Below are 21412 nucleotides of genomic sequence, written 5' to 3' on the forward strand. Positions count from 1 at the left end.
TTTTACGGCTACCTGACGATGTTCTCTCGAAACAATTGAAGGAGATATCCGTGCTGACATCCAGACCGCTCGTGCTCACCATGATCGCCTCGCTCTTCGCGATGTCGAACGCTCACGCCACCGTCGATCTAATCGCGAAAGGTCAGATTAGCGGCACGATCTCCGACCTGTCCCGCGAGACGGCGGCGCCGCTCGAAAATGGTGCGCCGGGCAATCTGCTCGGCGGTATCGGCTCGGGCATGAGCTTCGCGGGCTGCAACACGTTCGTCGCTTTGCCTGATCGCGGCCCCAATGCAATTTCGTACAACGCGGCGATCGACGATACGGTCTCGTACATCAACCGCTTCCACACGTTCCAACTGTCGCTTGTCGCTGCGCCATCAGGTTCGGATCTGCCTTACGCACTCACGCCGAAGCTGGTCGACACGACGCTCCTGCACACCGCCGAGCGGCTCGTGTACGGCAACGGCGCAGCGGCCGGCGTGCCGGACGGTGCACCCGGCTTGAACCGCCAGAACCACACGCACTACTTCACGGGGCGCTCGGACAATTTCGACCCGACGCACCTGTCGACGAACCCGCTCGATGCGCGCCTCGATCCCGAAAGCATCCGGGTGACCAACGACGGACAGAGCGTGTTCATTTCCGACGAATACGGTCCGTACATCTATCGTTTCGATCGCCGCACGGGACGTCGGATCGATGTCATCAAGCTGCCTGACTCGTTCGCCGTGTCGACGCTCAGTTCGGTGGGCAACACCGAAATCAGTGCGAACACATCCGGACGCGTGGCCAACAAGGGCATGGAAGGGCTGGCGATTTCGCCCGATGGCAAAACATTGTTCGGCGCGATGCAGAGCCCGCTGCTGCAGGACGGCGGTACCAAAGGCGGCTTCAGCCGCATCATCCGTATCGATCTGCGTACCGGCAAGACCCAGCAGTTTGCGTATCCACTGACCAACATCGGGACTGCATCGAAGCCGAACTATCCGACCATCAGCGACGTCGTGGCGGTCAACGACCACGTGCTTCTGATGGATGAGCGCGATGGCAAAGGCCTTGGCGATGATTCGACCGCGGCGTTCAAGAAAGTGTTTCGCGTCGACCTGGATGGCGCGCAGGACATCAGCCAGGCAAGCGGCGAATCGGGGCTCGCGCCTTATGCTCTGCCGAAGTCGCTCTTTCTCGATGTGGTTGCCGCGCTGAACGTTCACGGCTTCAGCGCGCAAGACATTCCTGCGAAGCTCGAAAGTCTGACGTTCGGCCCTGATATTGTGATGAATGGCGTGCGCAAGCACACGTTCCTCATCGCGAACGACAATGACTTTCTCGGCAATGTCACCGATTCGAATCATCCGGCCGGCATCGCGAATCCGAACCAGTTCTTTGTCTTCGCGATGGACAAGGACGATCTGCCGGATTATGTACCTCAGCAGTTCGCCGGCGTTCAGCGGCTTTCTGGCCATGCCGGGGAATGCAGCTTCCTGAAAGATGAGCGGGACGAGCATGGACACTCAGGACATCGGCCTTTCGGGTTCTGAGTGGTTGTCTGTGCCTGGTCGGTGCGCATGCGCAAATGCGGGAAGACGCGTGGCTTCGATCGGATTGAGTTTCAATGGCGCGCACGGGCTCAACCGTCGCATGAGCAAAAGAAGCGCGAGCCTGCGCCTGCGGTCTGAAATCGGCCAGCTGGACGCCTTCACGAATGCGTTCGAGGGCATTGGCCACGTAGTCGACTGTGGGCGCAGGCGGGTTGTCCAGTTTCGCCCATACGAAGCCGGAGCATTTGCGCGGCTCCATGTTGGTCATGGATGCCTTGCCATGCCAGGCATGATAGAAAAAACTGATGCGGTTCTGTTCCGAATCGCGCATCATCACCAGCGAGAAGTCGAGCGTCCCCGTGCAATCGTGACGCCCGCTTCTTCACTCGATTCGCGGATCGCGCACGCCTCGATGGATTGGCCCGGTTCAAGGTGGCCGGCCACCAGCGAGTATTGCCCGTCTCGATGTCCGGTATTGGCGCTCTGGATGAAGAGGCATTCGTCGTTGTCGTTCAGGAACAAAGCGCCTGCTCTTTCAAAAAGACTTCAATCCGCTATAACCCGTCAATCGCGCAACTTCACAGGCGTCATACGTGGCATCAACACATGAATGATGCCAAGCGCCACCAGATAAGCCGATGCCCCCACAGCGAAGAGCGCCCAATACTGACCGGTGCGCTGCAACGTCTCACCGATGACGCCCGAGAAGAAGAACGAGCCGATCATCCCTGCCACGCCGCCGATACCGACCACCGTGCCCACCATCCGGCGCGGAAACACGTCGCCAACGGTCGTGACCAGATTCGCCGACCACCCCTGGTGAGCCGCCGCGGCCAAACCCACAGCGAAAACCGCGTACCAGAGGCTCTGAAAATGCGAAAGCGTGGCAATCGGCAACACGCACACCGCGCAGATACCCATCGCAACCTTGCGCGCAATATTGGGTTTGTGGGCACGCTGCATCAGCCGCGACGACAGCCACCCGCCCGCCACACTGCCGACGGACGCCATCGTGTAAATGGCGATCAAGGGCAGGCCCATATTGCTGATGTCGATATGCCGCGATTCATTGAGCCATTTCGGCAGCCAGAACAGATAGAACCACCACACCGGATCGGTCAGCAGCTTGCCAAAGACGAACGCCCACGTTTCGCGGTACTTCAGCACCGAAAGCCAGCTCACGGGTTGCTCGACGCTTTCGTCGCGGTCCGAATTGATGTAATCCAGCTCGGCCTTCGATACCGACGCATGCTCCGCCGGAGGACGGTACACCAGCAGCCACACCGCCAGCCACACGAAACCTGCCGCCCCACCCGCAATGAACGTCGCGCGCCAACCCCACGTGACGGCGGCGATCGGGACGAAGGCAGGTGCCACGATCCCGCCGATGGTGGCGCCCATGTTCCAGAAGCCCGTGGCCAACGCGCGCTCCTTCTTCGGGAACCATGTGGCCGTGGTACGGATAGCGACCGGGAAATTGGCCGCCTCGCCGAACCCAAGCAAACCGCGCACGGCCGCGAAACCGGGGACGCTCGCCGCCGCCGCGTGCAGCATCGCGGCGAGGCTCCACATCGCCATCGCACTGCCGTAGACCACCTTGGTGCTGATCTTGTCCGCGATCCGGCCGAACGTGGCGAGACCCACTGCATAGGCGACCGTGAACACCATCACGGTTTGCGCGTACTGGACCTGCGTCCAGCCAATGTCTTTTTGCAGCAGCGGCGCGAGCAACCCGAGCATCTGACGATCCATATAATTGATCGTCGTCGCAAAGAAGATGAGCGCGCAGATCGTCCATCGGTATCGTCCGGCTGCCGTTTGATCGGCGACGGATTGGGTTCCTATCATTTTCATCGTGTGTCCCCAACGTTGGTATAAAGGGCCGCGATATCCTCGTGAATACGACGGACACCGAAACCTGAATGTCAATACGGAATGCCTGGCAAAACGCTCCGCACGCCGCCTATAGTGCGAGGGCGCGCCGCCCCTCGCGAGGCGTCATGCGGGCAAAGAAAACGACCCCCGCTGCCACCACCGACATCACGGCCAGCCCGGTGAGTCCGCCTTCGATCGAGCCGGTCTTCTGCTCGAGCAAGCCGAAGGTCGCCGGCGCGACGAAGCCGCCCAGGTTGCCGATCGAATTGATCAGCGCCAGCACCGCCGCGGAAATCCGCGCGTCCAGATAGCCCTGCGGAATCGGCCAGAACAGGGCGGATGCGGCCTTGAAACCGATCGCCGCAAAGCAGATCGCGACGAACGAGGACGTCGGGCTGCCCTTGCCGGCCGCATACATGCCGAGCGCGGCGATCAGCAGCACGCATGCAACCCATGCCTGCTGGAACTTGAAGCGCGCCGCGAGCATGGCGAAGAAGTACATCGCCACGATCGAGATCAGCCACGGGATCGAATTGAAGAGCCCGACCTGGAAGTCGTTGAAATGGCCCATCTTGCGAATGATGCTGGGAAGCCAGAAAGTCGCGCCGTAGATCGTCAGCGAAACCGAGAAATAGATTACGCAGAAGATCAGAATCTGCGGGTCGCGCAGCAGGCTCCACGCCGACGGCGTGACAGCGTGCGCCGCATCGCGCTGGCGCTGCTCGTCTTCGATCTCGGCGACGACCGCATCCTGCTCGGCACGGCTCAGCCATCGGGCGTCGCGCGGATTCGAGTCGAGCCAGAGCCAGATGAAGCCGGCCAGCACCACCGAGGCCATGCCTTCGAGCACGAACATCCACTGCCAGCCGTGCAGGCCCCCGCCGCTGATCAGCATCAGCGCGCCGGAGATCGGCCCAGAGAGCACCGAGGCGAGCGCCGAGCCGCTGAGAAAGATCGCCATCGCCCTGCCGCGCTCGTCGCGCGGCAGCCATTTGGTGAAATAGAACACCACACCGGGAAAGAAGCCCGCCTCGGCCGCGCCGAGCACGAGCCGCATTGCGTAGAACGACATCTCGCCGCGCACGAAGGCCATACCCACCGCGGCCAGCCCCCACGTGAACATGATGCGCGTGAGCCACGCCTTCGCGCCGTAGCGTTGCAGCAGCATGTTCGACGGCACTTCGAAGACCGCATAGCTGACGAAGAAGAGTCCCGCGCCGAGCCCGTACGCGGCCGCACCGATGCCGAGATCGGCGCTCAGATGCTGGCGGACAAAGCCGATATTCACGCGGTCGATGTAGTTGACGATGAACATCACGACGAAGAGCGGCAGCACATGCCACTTGATCTTCCGGACGGCCATTGCCAACGCGTCGACTCGGTCCACGCCGGCCTGGGCCGGATTGGATCTGCTCATGGGGTTGTCTCCTTGGTTCGCAATGCGCGTCGCGGATCGGCTGTCCGCGCGGGTTAGAAGCGCGGGTTCTTGCCGGTGAAGCTGGGGTCGTACTTCTGCATCTGCTTCAGGTCGTCGCGATTGCGTACGCCGCACGACAGATATTGCGCATGCAGTTCGGCCAGCCGGTCGCGGTCGAGCTCGACGCCGAGGCCCGGCGTGGTCGGCACACGCACCGCGCCGTTTTCGAAGCTCACGCGGCCGCCTTTGATGACTTCTTCCTCCTGCCACGGGTAGTGGGTGTCGCAGGCGTAGGTCAGGTTGGGGATGCTCGCCGCGACATGTGTCATCGCCATCAGGCTGATGCCGAGGTGCGAGTTGGAGTGCATCGACATGCCCAAGTCCCACAGCTTGCACATGCGCGCGAGGGTCTGGGTCGCGCGCAGGCCGCCCCAGTAGTGGTGATCCGAGAGCAATACCTTGACCGAACCCATCTCGGCGCCGCGGCGGAAGTCGTCCATGGTCGTGATCACCATGTTGGTCGCGAGCGGCAGCCGGGTATGCTTCGCCAGCTCGGCCATGCCGGCGAGCCCCGGACACGGGTCTTCGTAGTACTCCAGCAGTTCGTCGAGTTCGGGCGCGGCCTGGATGCTCGTTTCGAGCGTCCAGTTGGCGTTCGGGTCGAGGCGCAGCGGCACACCGGGAAAGGCTTGATACAGCGCGCGCATGCATGCGATTTCGTGCGCCGGCTCGAACACGCCGCCCTTGAGTTTGATGCTCTGGAAGCCGTACAGCTCGATCATGCGACGCGCCTGCGCGACGATCTGCTCCGCGCTCAGGCCTTCGCCCCAGGCGTCGGGTGCATACGGTTTCTCGACGTGCTCCGCGTACTTGAAGAAGAGATAAGCGCTGTAGGGCACGGCGTCGCGAACCTTGCCGCCGAGCAGGTCGACGATCGGCGCGCCGACGATTTGCCCCTGCAAATCGAGCATCGCGACTTCGAGCGTGCTGATGACTTTCGGCGCGTTTTTCGCCGCGTGCGAGCCGGGCGCGAGTTCGAATTCGACCGCGCCGGGCGCGGCCTTGATCGACGCCCGCACGCGCTCTTCCATCCGGTTGAGATCGAACGGCGACAGGCCGATCACCAGCGCCTTGGCCTGTTCGAGCACGCGCAGCATAGGTTCGTCGCCGTAAGTCTCGGAGATGCCGACGCGGCCGTCGCTCGTTTCCAGTTCCACGATCGCGCGCAAGGCCCACGGCTCGTGGATGCCGGCTGCGTTGAGGAGCGGGCCGTCGCGGAAAGCGATCGGAGTAATTCGCACTTGGGTGACGGTGATGTCCCGAGTCATGGTGGCAATCCGGCATATAAGGGTGGAAACTGACGAACGCATAGTAAAGCACTAATGTATTAGTGTGTTACTGGGGTAAATACCCACCTGCACTCGGCGGGAAAACGGCTGCACGGTCGCAGAAGGCGGGTGAGCGTCGGCTATAGTATTAATATTTCAGCGGGTCGGATCAGCCCTATCCGCCCCGCCCCACGCTTTCCGCTCTGCCATGAAAACCAACGCTTCCCCGTCGGCGGCGTGCCGGCTCGACCGTTCCCGTCACGCCGCGCCGCAAGTATTCGAGCGACTGCGCGAAATGATCCTTTCGCTGGAACTGGCGCCCGGCACGGTGCTCTCACGCGCCGATCTGGCCACGCAATACGGCCTGAGCCAGACACCCGTGCGCGATGCGTTGATGAAGCTCGGCGAGGAAGGCCTCGTCGACATCTTTCCCCAGCACGCCACCGTCGTCAGCCAGATCAACGTGACGTCGGCGTTGCAGGCGCATTTCCTGCGCCGCTCGATCGAACTGGAGGTCGTGCGTACGCTCGCGGAGCAGCGCAATGCGGCATTGATCGCGCAACTGCGCGCCACGATTGCGGGGCAGATGGAACTGCGTGATCTCAAGAACTATGAGCAGTTCTCGCTGCTCGACCAGAGCTTTCATCGACAGATGTACGAGGCGGCAGGCGTGCCGCAACTGTGGGATCTGGTGCGCAGACTGAGCGGCCACATCGACCGGCTGCGGCGTCTTCACCTGCCGGTTGAGGGTAAGACGATGGCGGTGGTGCACGATCACACCGAGATCGTCGATGCGATCGACAAGGGTGATGTCGCGGCCGCGCAGGCGGCGCTGCGCAAACATCTGTCGGGTACGCTGAATCAGGTGGATCAGATCCGCACAAGTCATCCGAATTTCTTGACGGATGACTGAAGAGGGTTGGCGACGCGTGGGCGAATGCCGTTGTTGAAAGACGCCCCACATCGCGTGAATGGCGTACCGGCAACCCGACCTGATCCGCCCTCACCCCCCTGACAAAAAAGCCGCTTGAGCCGCGCACTACGAGGATGATCGAACACCGCCCGCGGCGTCCCGGTTTCAATGATCTCGTCCTGATCCATCAACACCACGCGATCCGCAACCTGCCTCGCGAATCCCATCTCGCGCTTTAAGGGGGGCCTGCGTGGGCGCTTCAGGGCGCACGATCCGAAACACGGCAACAAAGCCGGGCATGCGACGTGCTATCGAATCTGCACGCAAAACAACCCTGCACAAACGATGGCGAACAACGATTCGACAACCCCCAGGAGGCGGACCATGAACGCAAGAACACTGATTTGCGCAACGGCTCTCGCCGCGATCTGCGCGTCGCAGGGCGCGTTCTCGCAGATCGCCGGCCTGCAGCCACTCGGCGGCACGGTCGAGCAGACCAATGCGCTGCTCAAGGGCTGGAGCGTGCGCCGCGCGCTCGTCGACGAGCCGGTCTACAACGATCTCAACGACAAGATCGGCAGCATCTATGACGTGATCATTTCGCCGGACCGTAAGGCGACTTTCGCGGTCGTGTCGGTCGGCGGCTTTCTCGGGATGGGCAAGCATTATGTCGCGATCCCGGTCGATCACTTCGAGATTCGCGACGGCAATCTGTTCCTCGCGGGCGCCACGAAGGAGGCGCTGAAGTCGGTGCCCAGCTTCGAGTACAACAAGCTCGAAAAGGCAACCAAGCCGCGCAAGGTGAAGGCGGAATAGACAAAGGGCCGGCGAGCGCCGGCACTCAACGACCCGCGGCGGTGACGAGTTGCAGCGGCGTTTCGATCAGTCTCGACAGATCTTTCTGCTTCTTGTGTTCGGTCACCGCCTTTAACGCGACATCGATTCCGAAGATGGCTTGCCGGTCGGCAAACTGATTGATCGTCGCAAGCACGCGGCCGTCGGCGAGAAGCGGCTTGATGGCTTCGATAGCGTTATAGCCGGTGACATACACGCCGCCGCTTCGGCCCGCGTCGCGAATCGCATCGACCGCGCCCATCGCCATGTTGTCGTTGCCGCATAGCAGCGCACGAATCTGTGGGTGCTCGTTGAGCATCTTCGTGGCCACGTCGCGGCCCTTGCCGTAGTCCCAGTTGCCGGGCTGAATCGCGACGACCTTGATACCGGCGGCGTCCATGGCATCCTTGCTGCCGGCCGTGCGTTGCTGCGCATTGCGATCCACCGTAATGCCTTCGATGATTCCCACCTGATCGCCCGCCTGCAGCCGGCCGGCCAGATAGTGCCCCACCTGCGCGGCACCTTTGCGATTGTTCGGACCAACGAACGGCACCGAGACGCCGGCGGCCACTTGCGACGCGTCGTCGAGCGGGTTGTCGATCGTGATCATGATGATGCCGGCCCGGACGCCGCGCGCCACCACGGTCGTGAGCGCCTTCGAATCAGTGGGCGCAATCACGATCGCGTCCATCTTCGCCTTGATCATCTCCTCGACCATCCGGATCTGCGCGGCCGTGTCGGTCTCTCGCGCCGTGCCCCGAATTGTCAGCGCGAATTGCGCTGCGTAATGCTGCTGATGATTGCGCGCGGCGTCGGCCATCGCCACCGTGAACGGATCGGCGAGCGACTTCAGCACGAGCGCGATCTTCGCCTTGCCGCCTTGCGCGTCGACTCGTGCCGCCCCGCTCAGTCCGGCGGCGGCGAGCGCACCGGCAAACAGCATGCGGCGGCGCATGGTCTGCTTCATCGGTTCTCTCCTTGCGCGCCGGCCTCGCGCATCGCCACGCCGCGTTCGAACGAAAGCGGATCGCGCCGCCGACAACGCGCGGGGCCGTGCAGGCGCTTCATCGATCGCCCTTCAACGCGAGCACACAGGTTGCGATTTCATCGAACAGCGGACGGCTGTCGACCGCGTCGCTCAGGCAAGCGTCCTTCAATGCGGTGAGCTTCGCCGCGACGCCCCGGTGTGCATCCAGAGCGTCACATCGTTCGATCAATTCTTCGAGCAGGCAGCCATACGCTCTGACTTCCACGCGCTGCAACGCGGCGCCAGTGTCACGATCGTCCGCAGCATAGAACGACGCTGCGCCGAAATCGCCCAACAACGCGCGCCCCGCGCCGTCATGCAAAATATTGTGCGCATACAGATCGCCGTGTATCACGCCTCGCCGATGCAAATGATTTGCCGCCGCTGCAATCCCATACGCGATACCCAATGCCGAGTCGAGATCGAAGCGGGTGCCGGCATCGTAGATGTCGCGCGTACAGGACGCGAGGCTCGGCGGACCGGCGAGGTTCCTGAATTGCGGATCGATCAGTTCCATCACGAGACCATGGGTGTTGGCCGGATGGTCTTGCACTTTTCCCGCCACGGGGATCAGGTTCGCATGGTCGCCGCCTCGAATGCAAGCGGCCATTTCGCAGTCGGGCAAGCCATCGCTGGTTACGGCGCCTTTGAACAGTTTCACGGCGACGGCACGCGACGCGTGCTCGGGGTTCGCGAAAAGCTGCGCGCGATAGATGACACCCGAAGCTCCCTCGCCCAATGGCTGTTCGAGTATCAGGCTATCCCAGCGAATCCCGGCAATCGGCGTGTCGCACATCGCCGCCGTTTCCAGCGCATCGCCAAACGGATTGCCCGCATAAGCCAGCCATGCGAGCCGCGGCAGACGCAGCAACCAGCCCGGCAATGCGTCGAGCCGGTTCGCCGCGAGACGCAGCAATTCGAGCCGCGAGCACGCGGCCAGTTGGTCGGGGAGCATGCGCAAACGGTTGCCCGCCAGCATCAGCTTCTGCAATTGCGTACATTCGCCAATCTGCGGCGGCAACGCTTCGATCTCGTTGTCCGTGAGGATCAGCCAACGCAATTGCGGTGCAAGCGCGTTACCAGGCACCGTGCGAATGCGGTTCGCCTTGAAGCCGACCATGCTCAGTTGCGCGCACTCGCCCAGCACTTCCGGCAGGTCGGTGAACGGGTTGTCGGACGCGAACAGAATGCGCAGATTGCGCAGTCGCGGCAAATCGTCGGGCAATGTGGTGAGCGCATTGCCCGAGAGGTCGAGTACTTCCAGCGTGTCGGCGAGATCGAAAATTTCGCGCGGGAATTCGTTCAGGCCGCACGCCAGTTTGAGCTGGCGTGCTCCGGTGAGTTGCCCGGCCCGCAGTTGTTCTAGTGTCGTCGTCACAGTGAGGAGAAAGCGGTGAGCATCGTATCGAAGGCATCAATTCTACTGAGTCGCGGGCTGGATGCGCGCTCGGGCCATTCGCCGGAGCGTGTCGATGCGGTGCGGCCCGAGTGTATTCGATCGGGTGGCAACGCCCGCAGCCTCCTATGAGGGGACGCACAAAGAGCGGTACAGTGAAAGCCCTGCGCGCTTTCCCGCCAAGGGGCGGGAACATCGATGCTGGGCACGAATCAGATAGCAAGATCTGGAGCGTCTTCAGAAGCAGCGAGGCTCACACTGTCGAATATCGGCGCGCTTTCAGCGCGGACTCGCCGGCCGGCCTCGTTTGCCTCGGCCTCCAACCAGTCAGGAGCTAGCAAAGTGACGTATGCATACAAGTTGATGGATTCGCCTGTCGGTCAGTTGAAGCTCGTCGCCAACGGCGAGCGCCTGGCCGCGATTCTGTGGGAAAACGACAAGCCGAACCGCGTGCGTCTCGGCGAACTCGTCGAAGCGAATGAGCGTGCCGTGCTGATCGAAACCGAGCGGCAGTTGCAGGAGTATTTCGACGGCACAAGGCACGCGTTCGACCTGGCGCTCGATTTTCAGGGTACCGACTTCCAGAAAAAAGTCTGGCACGCACTATTGACGATCCCGTTCGGCCAGACGCGCAGCTACGCGGAAATCGCGCTGCAGATCGGCAACGTCAATGCGGTGCGGGCAGTCGGCGCGGCAAATGGCAGGAACCCGATCTCGATCGTCGCGCCGTGTCATCGCGTGATCGGCGCGTCCGGCGAGCTGACAGGGTTTGCGGGTGGGCTGGCTAACAAGATGCTGCTGCTGTCGCTCGAAGCCGGGCAGACTTCGCTGGAAGCGGCGACCGATACGCAAGCACAGTCGCAAGCGCACGCGCCGGCAATCGGCGGCGCCGAGCGCAAGGCTCACGCGAAGCCCGCACGCCATGCGCCGAGCCATGGAACGCAGGCATCGCTGTTCGGCAACTGAGCGCAAGCGAGGCGTGGTATCGGCGCATAAAGCACCTATCCTTAAGAAGCCCTTTGGGCTTCAACCAGGAGGATGACATGCGCATGCTTCTCAACATACGAATCCCGCACGAACCGTTCAACACGATGGTGCGCGACGGCAGCATCGGCGAAGTGATGGCGAAGATACTCGACGAAACGAAACCGGAAACCGTCTACTTCACCGAGCAGAGCGGGCACCGCGGAGCCGTGCTAGCGGTGAACATCGACGACGCGTCCGCGATTCCGTCGCTCGCGGAACCCTGGTTCCTGAAGTTCAACGCCGACTGCGAAATGCGCATTGCGATGTTGCCGGAAGACCTGATGAAAGCCGGATTGGACAAGCTCGGCTCGAAATGGAAATAGTGCCTACGGCGCGCGTGGCGCGTGAAGCGGCGTGGCGGTTCATTTAACGTAACGCCACGGCGCCTCTGCGCGTCACGCACGCTTCGTCCACTGCTCCTGCAAGATAGCGGCCGCCGCCGTGGCCGCGACCTGGCAACCGAGAACGATGTGCTCCTCGGCCGTATCCTCGATGAAGTCGTGGCTCACGCCGCCGATGCTCGGCACGAACATCATGCAGGCCGGCATGCAGCGCGCGATCACCTGCGCGTCGTGCGCCGCCCCGCTCGGCATGCGAATCCATTGCCGTGGCGCGATAGCGTCGGCGGCCTGGGCGAGATGCTCCGCGAGCGCCAACGACATGCTGACCGGTTCCATCGGCTCGTCGATGGTCGTCAATTCCACATGCACGCCGTTTCGCGCATTGAAGTCCCGCACCAGCTCGGCAAGCCTGCTTTCCATCGCCTGCAAACGCGCGGCATTGGCATCGCGGAATTGCAGGTACATGTCGGCCGCGCCCGGCACGACGCTCAACGAACCCGGGTCGAGATCGATGCGGCCCACGGTCCAGACGGTGTCGGCATCCGCGAGTTGCGCGAACGCGTCGTTCATCGTGGCGATAAACGCGACCAGCGCCGCGCCGGCATCGCGCCGGATCGACATCGGCGTGGTGCCGGCATGGTTGCGCTGGCCCGTGAAGCGCAGCCGCAACTCGCGCAGCCCGACGATCGTCGTGACGACGCCGATCGATTTTCCCGCCGCTTCCAGCCGGCCGCCCTGCTCGATATGCGGCTCCAGATAGGCGACCTGACGACCGGGCTCTAAGCGCGCACGCGGCCGTCCCGCTAGTCCCGCGGCTTTGAGCACGTCTTCGAGGCGCTCGCCTTGCCGGTTCGTCGCACCGCGGATCGCCTCGTCGACGGCATCGCCCACGAAGCTTCTGCTGCCGAGCAAGCCGGAAAACGTGCCCTCTTCGTCGATCCACGAAGCCACGTCCACGGCGAGATGCTTCGTGTCGTCGTGTTCCGCCAGCGCGCGGGCAATCTCCAGTCCGTAGATCACGCCCATCGCGCCGTCGAGCCAGCCGCCGGTCGGCTGCGTGTCGGTATGCGAGCCGATCACGAGCGCGGGACCGCTGTTGCGCGAGCGGCCGAAAACCGTACCCACGCCGTCGATGCGCGCGTCGAGCCCCGCCTCGGTCATGCGTGCCGCGAGCCACTCGCGCGACGCCAGATCCACCGGCGAGAGCGCGAGCCGAACCACGCCCGGTCCGATCGCGCCGAAACTACGCAGCTGTTTCAGGTCGGCCAGCAACCGGTGCGGATCGATCTTCACCACGTTTTCCTCTCCTTTGATTGATTGCCCACGCTGCGTGGGTTCGGTTGCGACGCACGTTCATGCCTCGCGACTGTAGCGCGGTTTGACGCGCTCGGTTTGCGCCGACGCGCGCAGCGCCTATCGCCTTAGCGAACGGAAATCGCTCGGAAGTCGCTCGGCGACATGTCATACGCGCGACGAAACGCGCGATTGAAATCCGACGCGCTATTGAAGCCCCAACCATAAGCGACTTCGATAACCGCCCTATGCGGGTAGCGGCGCAGTTCCTCGGCCGCTTCGCGCAAACGGCGGTTGCGAATATAAGCGGCGAGGCCGCCCTCGGATTCGAACAGCCGATACAGCGTGGGCCGCGAAAGCTGCGAGACGGCAAGCACGTTATCGAGCGTGAGATCCAGTTCTCCGAGATTCGCGTCGATGTAGCGGCGCGCCGTCGCGAACATCGCGGCGCGCGCCGCCGCACGCGCACTGCCGCTGAGTCCGCTCTGCTTGCCGAAAGCCGCCGCGATCAGCATCGCGCAGGTGTGCATTGCGTCGTAGGCTTCGGGCGCACTCATCGTCGGCAGCCGCGTGCACAGGTGGGCAAGATGCGTCGGAATCATTCGCGCAAGCGGCGAGTGATAGTCGATCACCCGGCCATGAATCGACTCAGCCTCTGGCAGGACGGATTCCACCAGTTCGCGCGGCAGGAAAAACGCGAGTACGCGACAGGCGCTGCGTGTCATCTGCATCGGCTGATTCATATCGAGCGCGAGGATGCCCGGCTCGGACTGCACTGCGATGCGTTTCGGGTACAGCCCCGAGCCGGTTTCGATCGTGCCTTCGACGGCCACATGAAACACCAGCTGGCGCACCGAATCCGTGGAAATGCGCGCCACCGACCGCGATTGCGAAATCGGATCGGTCCTGCAGTCCATAAAGGTCAGATTGCCGGCGCGGTAACTGTCGATACTGCCGCTGAAGCCGTCGGCCAGTTGGCGACGCGAGATCGGCACATCGAGAAAGTGACCCAGCCGGTCGCGCCATGCGAGCAGTTGCGCGCGTGGCGCTTCGTAATGCGTATCGAAGTGGCTGTAGACGCAAGGCGTGGCGGCATGCGTCGTTAAGGAGTCGGTCCTCAAATTTTTTTCCGCCAGTCGCAATTTGCGAATCATAGCCGCACCCGGCGAAAACTTCACGAGCGGGCGAGGCGGCGGCGCAACACTCGTACTCGAAGCGGGAGCGTGCGAAAGGCTCTCGCCGCAATGAAAGGAGTATCGGCCGACGCGCCGACGTCAACGGACCACGGTATAACCTGCCGCCCTGCCGCTTACTTCCACATCGTACGGCCAAAGAAGGTCAGCGTACGGTCCCACGCGAGCTGCGACCAGACCGGATCGAACTGCGTCTTCGCGATGCGTCCCGGGCCCACCGCCGTTTCGTTCGCGAACGCGTGATGCGCCAGATAGCGATGGAACTCGAAATCGACGTTGGCGTCGGTCAGCTTCTTTTCCAACGCGTCGACCGTTTCCGCGGGGAAGAATTCGTCTTGCGATGCCCAGTGGCCGATCACCGGCACCTTGATCTTCGACGCGTCGATGTAGTCGAGCGGGGGGAAGCCGTACCACACTACGCCGGCCGCCACGTCAGGAACATTGCACAGCGAGAGCCACGTGAGCGCGCCGCCCATGCAATAGCCGGTCACGGCAACCTTCGCCGCATGCTGCTTCAGATACTGGACCGCGCCGTGCACGTCCTGGGTGGCCGCGTCGCCGAAGTCGAGTCCGCTCATCAGGTGGTGCGCCTCTTCTTCCTCGACCGTCGTTTTGCCACGGTAGAGATCGGGCACGAGCGCCAGATAGCCGGCCTGCGCGAGCCGGTCAGCCACGCCGCGAATCTGCTCGTTCACACCCCACCATTCCTGAATCACGACGATGCCGGGTGCGCCTTCCAGCTTCTGCGGCTTGGCCAGATAGCCTTGAAGCTGCTGGCCATCGGGGCGGCTAAAAGTGATCATCGATCCTGCTGGGGTTTTCATCGCTTGCTCCTCGGGTTAGACGAAGCCGCTAGCATAAACCCGGCGCCGCTGGTTCTGCGACGGCCGACGCCGCTCGCGGACCACACGCACGACGCCAGCCGGCACAGACACGCCTAACGCGCACGGCCTGCTGCACGATCAATACGACTTGTAAGGCAGGAACTTGCCGCTGAGCACCACCTGCACGCGGTCGCCATTCGCGTTCGGCTCGCGCTGGATATCCATCGAGAAATCGATCGCGCTCATGATGCCGTCGCCGAACTCCTCGTGAATCAACTCCTTGATCGTCGTTCCGTACACGTTCACGATTTCGTACCAGCGATAGATCAGCGGATCGGTCGGCACCGCGCCCGGCAGCGAGCCCTTGTACGGGACGATTTGCAGCCATGCGGTTTCTTCGTCGGTCAGATCGAACAGATCGCGGGCGACGCCTGCCTGCTGCGCGTCGAGCGTCATCTGACCAAGCAGCGCCGCGGTCGTCCACTCCTTGCTCTTGCCGATCTTGCCGGCAATCTCGGCCCACGTGAGCTTGCGGGCCACCTTGGCGGCGACAATTTTCTTCGTGACTTCGTTGCGGTCCATAATCGCGTCCTTTTGAACAGTCAGGCAACAGACGTTGAGCGGCATGTAGGGATAGTATCCGGAACCGGACTGGTCAAAAAAACAGTCTCGCGTCGTCATCTCACCATTGGTTCGCGACTCCATCCAGCATCGCACGCTTTTAAATAGGGATTGATCAATGCCATACAAATACTATAGTTACTTCTGAATTTTCCGATCATTAACTGGGAATTGCTCGGCTGACAAAATTTTTAGAGCCGGTTATGCTTCGGCCCATGCTGTTTGGTTTAAAGTGACGGCCACAAGGCCGGCCCGTCAGTACTGTTGCCGGTTGTTCCTGTTAGAAGTTACTCCGCGTGATAATCAAGCAGTCCCGCATAGTGCAGGCCAATTGCAAGATTAGCCTGCTCAACGTCTCTCAGGTTCTGGCAAGCAATCCTCGGACGCCAGAATCTTTAGGCCGACACATCGTGTCGGCCTTTTTTATTGCCGAATCCTTACAAAAATAAACTATGCGGCACCGAGTCAAAAATCCCGCATCCAAATGCCAAATTAATATCACCGCTGCCACGGGACGATTCATGAGCCGCGTGTGAGCCGGTTATCCGCTTGAATCCCCGGCGTAATCAGATCACGAGAAGGATCAACTGACTTTGTGGGGAGAGATTGGCAGTCGGCTCGAGCGTCTGCGCCACAGCGTTGGCGCCACCCGGGTCAAGCGCGGCGCCGCCGTCGAACGCCCGTCGTCGAACAGGCCGATAATCGCAAGATCGACAGCAGGAGTCACGACGGTCATGCGCAATCTCGACGAGAACACGATCACCGACGCGGTACTGGCGCGTCACGCCCATGCCGATAATGAACGATTGAAAACCATCGTCACGAGCCTCGTGCGGCATCTGCATGCGTTCGCCCGCGAGGTCGACCTGAGCGAAAACGAATGGGAACAGGGTATTCGTTTCCTCACCGAGGTCGGCCACATCACCGACGCCCGGCGTCAGGAGTTCATCCTGCTATCGGACACGCTGGGCCTGTCGATGCTGGTCACCGCGATGGCCAACCGCAAACCGCCGGGCTGCACGGAAGCGACGGTATTCGGCCCGTTCTTCGTCGAAGGCGCGCCCGCCTACCAGAACGGCGACGACGTATCGAATGGCGCGCGCGGCGAGCCTTGCTTCGTGTCGGGGCGCATCAAGGGTCCAGCGGGCGAAGCGGTGGCAAACGCGCGCATCGAAGTCTGGCAAGCCGACGCGGACGGCTTCTACGACGTGCAACATGCCGGCGACCCGGCGCATCGCGCACGCGGCGTGCTGCACAGTCTCGACGACGGCCGCTATCATTTCCGCTCGATCGTCGCCGAGCCTTATCCGATTCCGCACGACGGCCCGGTCGGCCGCATGCTCGAAGCGCTGGGCCGGCATCCGTGGCGGCCCGCGCATCTGCATTTCATGATTACCGCGCCGGGCTACGAGCGCCTCGTTACGCACGTGTTCCGCGACGGCGACAAGTACCTCGACTCCGACGCGGTATTCGGCGTGCGTTCCTCGCTCGTCGCGCAATGGCGGCGTCACGAAGCCGGCATCGCGCCGGACGGCACGCGCATGACCACGCCGTTCAGCACACTCGAATTCGATTTCGTGCTGAACCGCTCGACATAACCCGGAGACAGATTCGCCCTCGGCTCGACCCTGGTCGCAGGACCACGCCGAGTCCCCCAGTCCTCCTTTTTACGACTTCACTCTTATGGAAAAACGAGCACTCATCATTGGCGCAAGCGGCATTGTCGGCAGCAATCTCGCAGACCGGCTGCTCTCGAGCGGCTGGCAGGTAGCGGGACTCTCGCGCGGCCGCACGCCGGTCTCGCCGGCGATCGAATCGATCACCGCCGACCTGGGTTCGGCCGACTCCGTCGGCCGCGCGTTAAGCGGCAAGTCGTTCAGTCACGTCTTCTTCACCGCGTGGTCGCGTCAGGCCACGGAGAAGGAGAACATTCGCGTGAACGGCGCGATGGTTCGTCACGTGATGGACGCCGTGGGTCCGACGGGCACGCTCACGCATGCCGCGCTCGTGACCGGTCTGAAGCACTATCTCGGCCCCTTCGAAGCGTATGCGACCGGCGCGGTGCCGATCACGCCGTTTCGCGAGGAGCAAGGCCGCCAGCCCGTCGACAACTTCTACTATGAGCAGGAAGACCGTCTGTTCGAAGCGGCGCAGCGCTATGGGTTCGGTTGGAGCGTGCACCGTCCGCATACGATCATCGGCTATGCGCTCGGCAACGCGATGAACATGGGCGTGACGCTCGCGGTCTATGCAACGCTCTGCAAAGAGACCGGCCAGCCGTTTGTCTTCCCTGGCTCGGCCGCGCAGTGGAACAGCCTCACCGACATGACCGACGCCCGCCTGCTCGCGCGCCACCTCGAATGGGCCGCCACGTCCGCGACTGCGCGCAACGAGGACTTCAACGTGGTGAACGGCGACGTGTTCCGCTGGAAGTGGATGTGGTCGCGCATTGCCGGGTACTTCGGCATCGAAGCCGCGCCGTTCGATGGCGAACTGCATCCCCTGGAAGGGCGCATGCAGGACGCCGGGCAAACATGGGCCGGGATCGCGGCGCGCTTCGATCTGAAGGAAGCGGACATCGGCAGGCTTGCCTCGTGGTGGCACACCGACGCGGATCTCGGCCGTCCGATGGAAGTGCTGACCGACATGACGAAGAGCCGCCAGGCGGGCTTCCTCGATTATCAAAGCACACCCGATGCGTTCTTTGCGCTATTCGACCGGCTGAAAGCGGAGCGGGTCATTCCGCAATGAGGAGGGCCTGCGCACAGACGCCTCGTACTTCAATCTTCTCTCCCGCAGGCGGCTAACGCCCTCGGTTAAACAACGGCGACGCGTGACTCGCGGCGGCGAGTTCCGCGGCCGCCGCGAGCAGCGTGGGGCCGAGCGTTTCCATGCGTTTTTCGTCGAGCCGCACGAGCGGACCGGCGATACTGATCACCCCCATTGCGGCATAGCCGCGCCGCTGCAAGGGCGCGGCCATCGCCGTCATGCCGGGGGCGAACACCTCGTTGATGGTCGCGTAGCCTCGCTCACGCGCGGCATGCACGAACTTCAACAAGCCGTTGATCGTGGTCGGCGCGTTCGGCCCGTATTGTTTCGGCTGTCCAAAACCTTGCCGTGAGACGAGTTCGAGCGCGCGTTCGTCGGTCATCGTCATCATCCACGCGTGGCCCGTCGCGCTACACGACAGGACCGTGTCCATGCCCATGTCCGGGTCGTAGCGCAGCCCTTTCAACGCGCCTTGCGACTTCGCGACCCATGTCAGTCTGTCGCCGTCGACGATGGCGAGCCGCACCAGTTCGCCGGACTTCTCGGCGAGCCGGTCGAGTATCGTCTGCGCGATATCGACGATGCCCGACGTCGCGAGAAAGCCGAGGCCCAGGCCGACGAGCTTGGTGGTGAGCACGTAGTCGCCGTGTTCGCGCAACTGCCGCACATAGCCGCATTGCTTCAGATCGACCAGCAGCCGATGACATGCGCTGCGCGGAATATCGAGCTGGTCGGCGATCATGGCGAGCGGCGTGCCCTCCATTTGCGTGGCGAGAAATTCGAGTACCGCGAGGGTGCGTTCCGTCACGCCGGGCATATCTGTCTCCCGCAAAAAAGCCGGTTTGCCTATACCGCAAATGCGGTAGCAGCCGCAGTTTTGCACATCGTGAGATCAAATTCCACCCTGGAATGGCATCCCACCTCCGGATGCTAAGCTGTTTTCAAGGCTGCGATGTCGGATTGCGACAGCGCAATCGCCGAGTCAATCGATCAGACAAGAGGGCGAAAGCAAGGGCATGGCACGGCGTCAGAACGCCGGCCCCCCCAGCATCTCGCACGACAGACGGACAAAGGAGACAACATGATTCAGGATGCACAACCCGGCGCGCAGGCCGCGATGCGCACGCGAGCGGTCACTGCCGCCGCCATCGGCACGGCGCTCGAATGGTTCGATTTCACGCTGTACGGCGCGCTCGCCGCGACGATTTTGCCGCGGCTGTTTTTCCCCTCGATGGACCCAACCTCCGCGCTGCTCGCCTCGCTGGCGACCTTCGGCGTAGGGCTCGCCGCGCGCCCGCTCGGCGCGATCATCTGCGGGCATCTGGGCGACAAGCTTGGGCGCCGCAATCTGATGCTGGGCACCGTGACGGTGATGGGCCTCGCGTCGATGGCGATGGGTCTGCTGCCGACCTACGCGAGCATCGGCGTATGGGCGCCGGTCATGCTCGTGCTGCTGCGCATTCTGCAGGGCTTCGCGCTGGGCGGCGAATCGACCGGCGCGCAATTGATGGCGATCGAACACGCCAGCGCCGACAAGCGCGGCAAGTACTCGGGCCTGCTCGGGTTGTGCTCGCCGCTCAGCCAGATCATGGCCAACGGTGTGCTGCTTCTGCTGTCGTCCGTGATGTCGGCGCAGGCATTCGATTCGTACGGCTGGCGCATCCCCTTCGTGCTCAGCTTTATTCTCGTGATCGTGGGCGTCTACATCCGCTTGCGCGTGAGCGAAACGCCCGCATTCGAGGCGCTGCGTGAAACGGAAGTCGTGCACGTAGGCAGCCCGCTGCGCGATGCGCTGCATCTACACTGGCGCACCGTGCTGCGCTGGATGCTGTTCTTCTGCGGGCCTGCGGCGATCTTCTATCTGATCGTGGTGTTCTCGCTCAGCTACATCACGAAGACGCTCGCCATTCCAAAGCAAACCGGTTTCCTGCTGCTGATGGGCGCCAATGTCTGCGCGATCGTCGGCGCGCTCGCGGGCGGCATGTTGAGCGACCGCATCGGCCGCAAGAAGGCGCTCGCGATCGGCTCGAGCGCGACTCTGCTGATGCTGTTCTTCTACTTCCAGATTCTCGACACCAAAAGCTTCCTGCCGATGCTGGCCGCGATGGGCTTCTTCCTCGGCTTTACGCAGTTTCAAAGCGGCATTCAACCGGTGGCTTTCGCGGAAGCGTTTCCGACCAACGTGCGCTACTCCGGCTCGGCGCTCGCCTATACGGGCGCGAACCTGGTCGCGGGCGGCCCGATGCCGGTGCTGGCCGTGTGGCTGTTCGCCGTATGCAATGGCTCGCCGTGGGGCGTCGTCGCGGTGTGCGTGGTCTTCAACGTGATCTCGCTCGTGATGATTCTGACGGCACGCGAGACGCGCGGCATCGACATGAATCGTACGGACTCGGCCGCGGTCGTGACCGGCGAAGCGGACTTCGCGGCGGCCGGCGTGGGTAACGGCCACCGCACGTGAGCCCTGACGTAAGCACCGACGTAAGCACCACGGCATGCCGGCGACAGACTGAATTTGCAAACAGGCGACTGAATAATGACTGAACTCGTTTATGTATTGAATGGCTCGAATCTCAACATGCTCGGTAAGCGCGAGCCGCATCTGTACGGCACGACCACGCTCGCGCAAATCGAACAACAGGTGCAAGCGCTAGCGACGAAGCTCGAACTCACCTGCGAATTCCGCCAGACCAACAGCGAGGCGGCCATGGTCGACTGGCTGCAGGAAGCGTTCGAACGCGACGCCGCGGTGATCATCAACCCGGCGGGCTTTTCGTTCGCGTCGGTGCCGGTGTTCGACGCGGTCAAGCTGATCGAGCGTCCGTTGATCGAGCTGCACATCACCAACATTCACAAGCGCGATGAGACCTACCGCCATTCGTTGATCTCGCGCGCGGCGACCGGCGTGATCTGCGGACTCGGCGCGAACGGCTATCTGGTTGCACTGCAGGCCATGGCGATGGCGCTCGGCAAGAGCCCGCATTTCGGCTGACGTTTGATGTACCCGCAGGGCGCGA

The 21412-nt window shown here is 62.7% G+C and carries 20 protein-coding genes; 9 read left to right on the top strand and 11 right to left on the bottom strand.

The window, feature by feature from the left end; translation table 11 throughout:
- The first annotated feature begins 80 nt into the window (after positions 1 to 80).
- Complete coding sequence (locus HV770_RS21855) at positions 81 to 1541, top strand: esterase-like activity of phytase family protein (RefSeq protein ID WP_175163053.1); 1461 nt, start codon at positions 81 to 83, stop codon at positions 1539 to 1541.
- Positions 1542 to 1874: 333 nt separating this feature from the next.
- Here the strand turns inward: HV770_RS21855 and HV770_RS21860 are convergent, their stop codons facing one another.
- The 4 genes from HV770_RS21860 to HV770_RS21875 form a co-directional block, all read right to left on the bottom strand.
- Complete coding sequence (locus HV770_RS21860; protein ID WP_175162730.1) at positions 1875 to 2063, bottom strand: NUDIX domain-containing protein; 189 nt, start codon at positions 2061 to 2063, stop codon at positions 1875 to 1877.
- 42 nt (positions 2064 to 2105) lie between these two features.
- Positions 2106 to 3395, bottom strand: a complete 1290-nt coding sequence (locus HV770_RS21865; RefSeq protein ID WP_175162885.1) for an MFS transporter — start codon at positions 3393 to 3395, stop codon at positions 2106 to 2108.
- A gap of 109 nt (positions 3396 to 3504) precedes the next feature.
- A complete protein-coding gene (locus HV770_RS21870; protein WP_175162887.1) occupies positions 3505 to 4833 on the bottom strand; it encodes an MFS transporter in 1329 nt (442 codons plus the stop codon).
- 53 nt (positions 4834 to 4886) lie between these two features.
- Positions 4887 to 6161, bottom strand: a complete 1275-nt coding sequence (locus HV770_RS21875; RefSeq protein ID WP_175162889.1) for a glucarate dehydratase family protein — start codon at positions 6159 to 6161, stop codon at positions 4887 to 4889.
- Between the two features lie 208 nt (positions 6162 to 6369).
- Between HV770_RS21875 and HV770_RS21880 the strand changes: the two genes are divergently transcribed.
- The gene (locus tag HV770_RS21880; RefSeq protein ID WP_175162891.1) at positions 6370 to 7074 is read left to right on the top strand and encodes a GntR family transcriptional regulator; all 705 of its coding nucleotides are present in this window, start codon (positions 6370 to 6372) and stop codon (positions 7072 to 7074) included.
- A 384-nt stretch (positions 7075 to 7458) separates the two neighbouring features.
- Entirely contained in the window at positions 7459 to 7890 is a 432-nt protein-coding gene (locus HV770_RS21885) for a PRC-barrel domain-containing protein (RefSeq protein WP_175162893.1), read from the top strand.
- A gap of 25 nt (positions 7891 to 7915) precedes the next feature.
- Here HV770_RS21885 and HV770_RS21890 read toward each other — a convergent pair whose 3' ends face one another.
- Together HV770_RS21890 and HV770_RS21895 are read right to left on the bottom strand one after the other, a co-directional pair.
- Positions 7916 to 8875, bottom strand: a complete 960-nt coding sequence (locus HV770_RS21890; protein WP_175162895.1) for a substrate-binding domain-containing protein — start codon at positions 8873 to 8875, stop codon at positions 7916 to 7918.
- Positions 8876 to 8972: 97 nt separating this feature from the next.
- The gene (locus HV770_RS21895; RefSeq protein ID WP_175162897.1) at positions 8973 to 10313 is read right to left on the bottom strand and encodes a leucine-rich repeat-containing protein kinase family protein; all 1341 of its coding nucleotides are present in this window, start codon (positions 10311 to 10313) and stop codon (positions 8973 to 8975) included.
- 360 nt (positions 10314 to 10673) lie between these two features.
- Between HV770_RS21895 and HV770_RS21900 the strand changes: the two genes are divergently transcribed.
- On the top strand, positions 10674 to 11297 hold the full coding sequence (locus HV770_RS21900; RefSeq protein ID WP_246291074.1) for a methylated-DNA--[protein]-cysteine S-methyltransferase: 624 nt from the start codon (positions 10674 to 10676) through the stop codon (positions 11295 to 11297).
- A gap of 77 nt (positions 11298 to 11374) precedes the next feature.
- On the top strand, positions 11375 to 11680 hold the full coding sequence (locus HV770_RS21905) for a panthothenate synthetase (protein WP_121323605.1): 306 nt from the start codon (positions 11375 to 11377) through the stop codon (positions 11678 to 11680).
- A 72-nt stretch (positions 11681 to 11752) separates the two neighbouring features.
- Here HV770_RS21905 and HV770_RS21910 read toward each other — a convergent pair whose 3' ends face one another.
- The 4 genes from HV770_RS21910 to cynS all read right to left on the bottom strand — a co-directional run bounded on the left by HV770_RS21910 (position 11753) and on the right by cynS (position 15590).
- The gene (locus HV770_RS21910) at positions 11753 to 12994 is read right to left on the bottom strand and encodes a Zn-dependent hydrolase (protein ID WP_175162901.1); all 1242 of its coding nucleotides are present in this window, start codon (positions 12992 to 12994) and stop codon (positions 11753 to 11755) included.
- Positions 12995 to 13119: 125 nt separating this feature from the next.
- Positions 13120 to 14112: a helix-turn-helix domain-containing protein gene (locus tag HV770_RS21915; protein WP_246291076.1), complete on the bottom strand. Its 993-nt coding sequence runs from the start codon at positions 14110 to 14112 to the stop codon at positions 13120 to 13122.
- 188 nt (positions 14113 to 14300) lie between these two features.
- Entirely contained in the window at positions 14301 to 15008 is a 708-nt protein-coding gene (locus HV770_RS21920; RefSeq protein WP_175162904.1) for a dienelactone hydrolase family protein, read from the bottom strand.
- A 138-nt stretch (positions 15009 to 15146) separates the two neighbouring features.
- Positions 15147 to 15590 carry a cyanase gene (gene cynS / locus HV770_RS21925; RefSeq protein WP_121323608.1) on the bottom strand — a complete coding sequence of 148 codons (444 nt, stop codon included), beginning with the start codon at positions 15588 to 15590 and terminating at the stop codon, positions 15147 to 15149.
- 773 nt (positions 15591 to 16363) lie between these two features.
- On the opposite strand from cynS, the gene HV770_RS21930 reads away from it, so the two are divergent.
- Both HV770_RS21930 and HV770_RS21935 read left to right on the top strand, forming a co-directional pair.
- Complete coding sequence (locus tag HV770_RS21930; RefSeq protein ID WP_175162906.1) at positions 16364 to 17227, top strand: intradiol ring-cleavage dioxygenase; 864 nt, start codon at positions 16364 to 16366, stop codon at positions 17225 to 17227.
- 85 nt (positions 17228 to 17312) lie between these two features.
- Positions 17313 to 18380: an SDR family oxidoreductase gene (locus HV770_RS21935; protein ID WP_175162908.1), complete on the top strand. Its 1068-nt coding sequence runs from the start codon at positions 17313 to 17315 to the stop codon at positions 18378 to 18380.
- 52 nt (positions 18381 to 18432) lie between these two features.
- Here the strand turns inward: HV770_RS21935 and HV770_RS21940 are convergent, their stop codons facing one another.
- Positions 18433 to 19215, bottom strand: coding sequence for an IclR family transcriptional regulator (locus HV770_RS21940; protein WP_175162909.1), 783 nt, complete (start codon positions 19213 to 19215; stop codon positions 18433 to 18435).
- Positions 19216 to 19479: 264 nt separating this feature from the next.
- On the opposite strand from HV770_RS21940, the gene HV770_RS21945 reads away from it, so the two are divergent.
- Entirely contained in the window at positions 19480 to 20856 is a 1377-nt protein-coding gene (locus HV770_RS21945) for an MFS transporter (RefSeq protein ID WP_175162911.1), read from the top strand.
- 75 nt (positions 20857 to 20931) lie between these two features.
- Positions 20932 to 21387, top strand: coding sequence for a type II 3-dehydroquinate dehydratase (locus HV770_RS21950; RefSeq protein ID WP_121323613.1), 456 nt, complete (start codon positions 20932 to 20934; stop codon positions 21385 to 21387).
- Positions 21388 to 21412: the final 25 nt, after the last annotated feature.

It is taken from the genome of Paraburkholderia fynbosensis (genome assembly GCF_902859935.1).
In the GTDB taxonomy this organism is placed as follows: domain Bacteria; phylum Pseudomonadota; class Gammaproteobacteria; order Burkholderiales; family Burkholderiaceae; genus Paraburkholderia; species Paraburkholderia fynbosensis.

Excerpts from the sequence above, each read along its gene's own strand:
- HV770_RS21855 (WP_175163053.1), top strand. The coding sequence starts at position 81 with ATGATCGCCTCGCTCTTCGCGATGTCGAACGCTCACGCCACCGTCGAT.
- HV770_RS21865 (WP_175162885.1), bottom strand. The coding sequence starts at position 3,395 with ATGAAAATGATAGGAACCCAATCCGTCGCCGATCAAACGGCAGCCGGA.
- HV770_RS21870 (WP_175162887.1), bottom strand. The coding sequence starts at position 4,833 with ATGAGCAGATCCAATCCGGCCCAGGCCGGCGTGGACCGAGTCGACGCG.
- HV770_RS21875 (WP_175162889.1), bottom strand. The coding sequence starts at position 6,161 with ATGACTCGGGACATCACCGTCACCCAAGTGCGAATTACTCCGATCGCT.
- HV770_RS21880 (WP_175162891.1), top strand. The coding sequence starts at position 6,370 with ATGAAAACCAACGCTTCCCCGTCGGCGGCGTGCCGGCTCGACCGTTCC.
- HV770_RS21885 (WP_175162893.1), top strand. The coding sequence starts at position 7,459 with ATGAACGCAAGAACACTGATTTGCGCAACGGCTCTCGCCGCGATCTGC.
- HV770_RS21890 (WP_175162895.1), bottom strand. The coding sequence starts at position 8,875 with ATGAAGCAGACCATGCGCCGCCGCATGCTGTTTGCCGGTGCGCTCGCC.
- HV770_RS21905 (WP_121323605.1), top strand. The coding sequence starts at position 11,375 with ATGCGCATGCTTCTCAACATACGAATCCCGCACGAACCGTTCAACACG.
- HV770_RS21920 (WP_175162904.1), bottom strand. The coding sequence starts at position 15,008 with ATGAAAACCCCAGCAGGATCGATGATCACTTTTAGCCGCCCCGATGGC.
- cynS (WP_121323608.1), bottom strand. The coding sequence starts at position 15,590 with ATGGACCGCAACGAAGTCACGAAGAAAATTGTCGCCGCCAAGGTGGCC.
- HV770_RS21930 (WP_175162906.1), top strand. The coding sequence starts at position 16,364 with ATGCGCAATCTCGACGAGAACACGATCACCGACGCGGTACTGGCGCGT.
- HV770_RS21935 (WP_175162908.1), top strand. The coding sequence starts at position 17,313 with ATGGAAAAACGAGCACTCATCATTGGCGCAAGCGGCATTGTCGGCAGC.
- HV770_RS21940 (WP_175162909.1), bottom strand. The coding sequence starts at position 19,215 with ATGCCCGGCGTGACGGAACGCACCCTCGCGGTACTCGAATTTCTCGCC.
- HV770_RS21945 (WP_175162911.1), top strand. The coding sequence starts at position 19,480 with ATGATTCAGGATGCACAACCCGGCGCGCAGGCCGCGATGCGCACGCGA.
- HV770_RS21950 (WP_121323613.1), top strand. The coding sequence starts at position 20,932 with ATGACTGAACTCGTTTATGTATTGAATGGCTCGAATCTCAACATGCTC.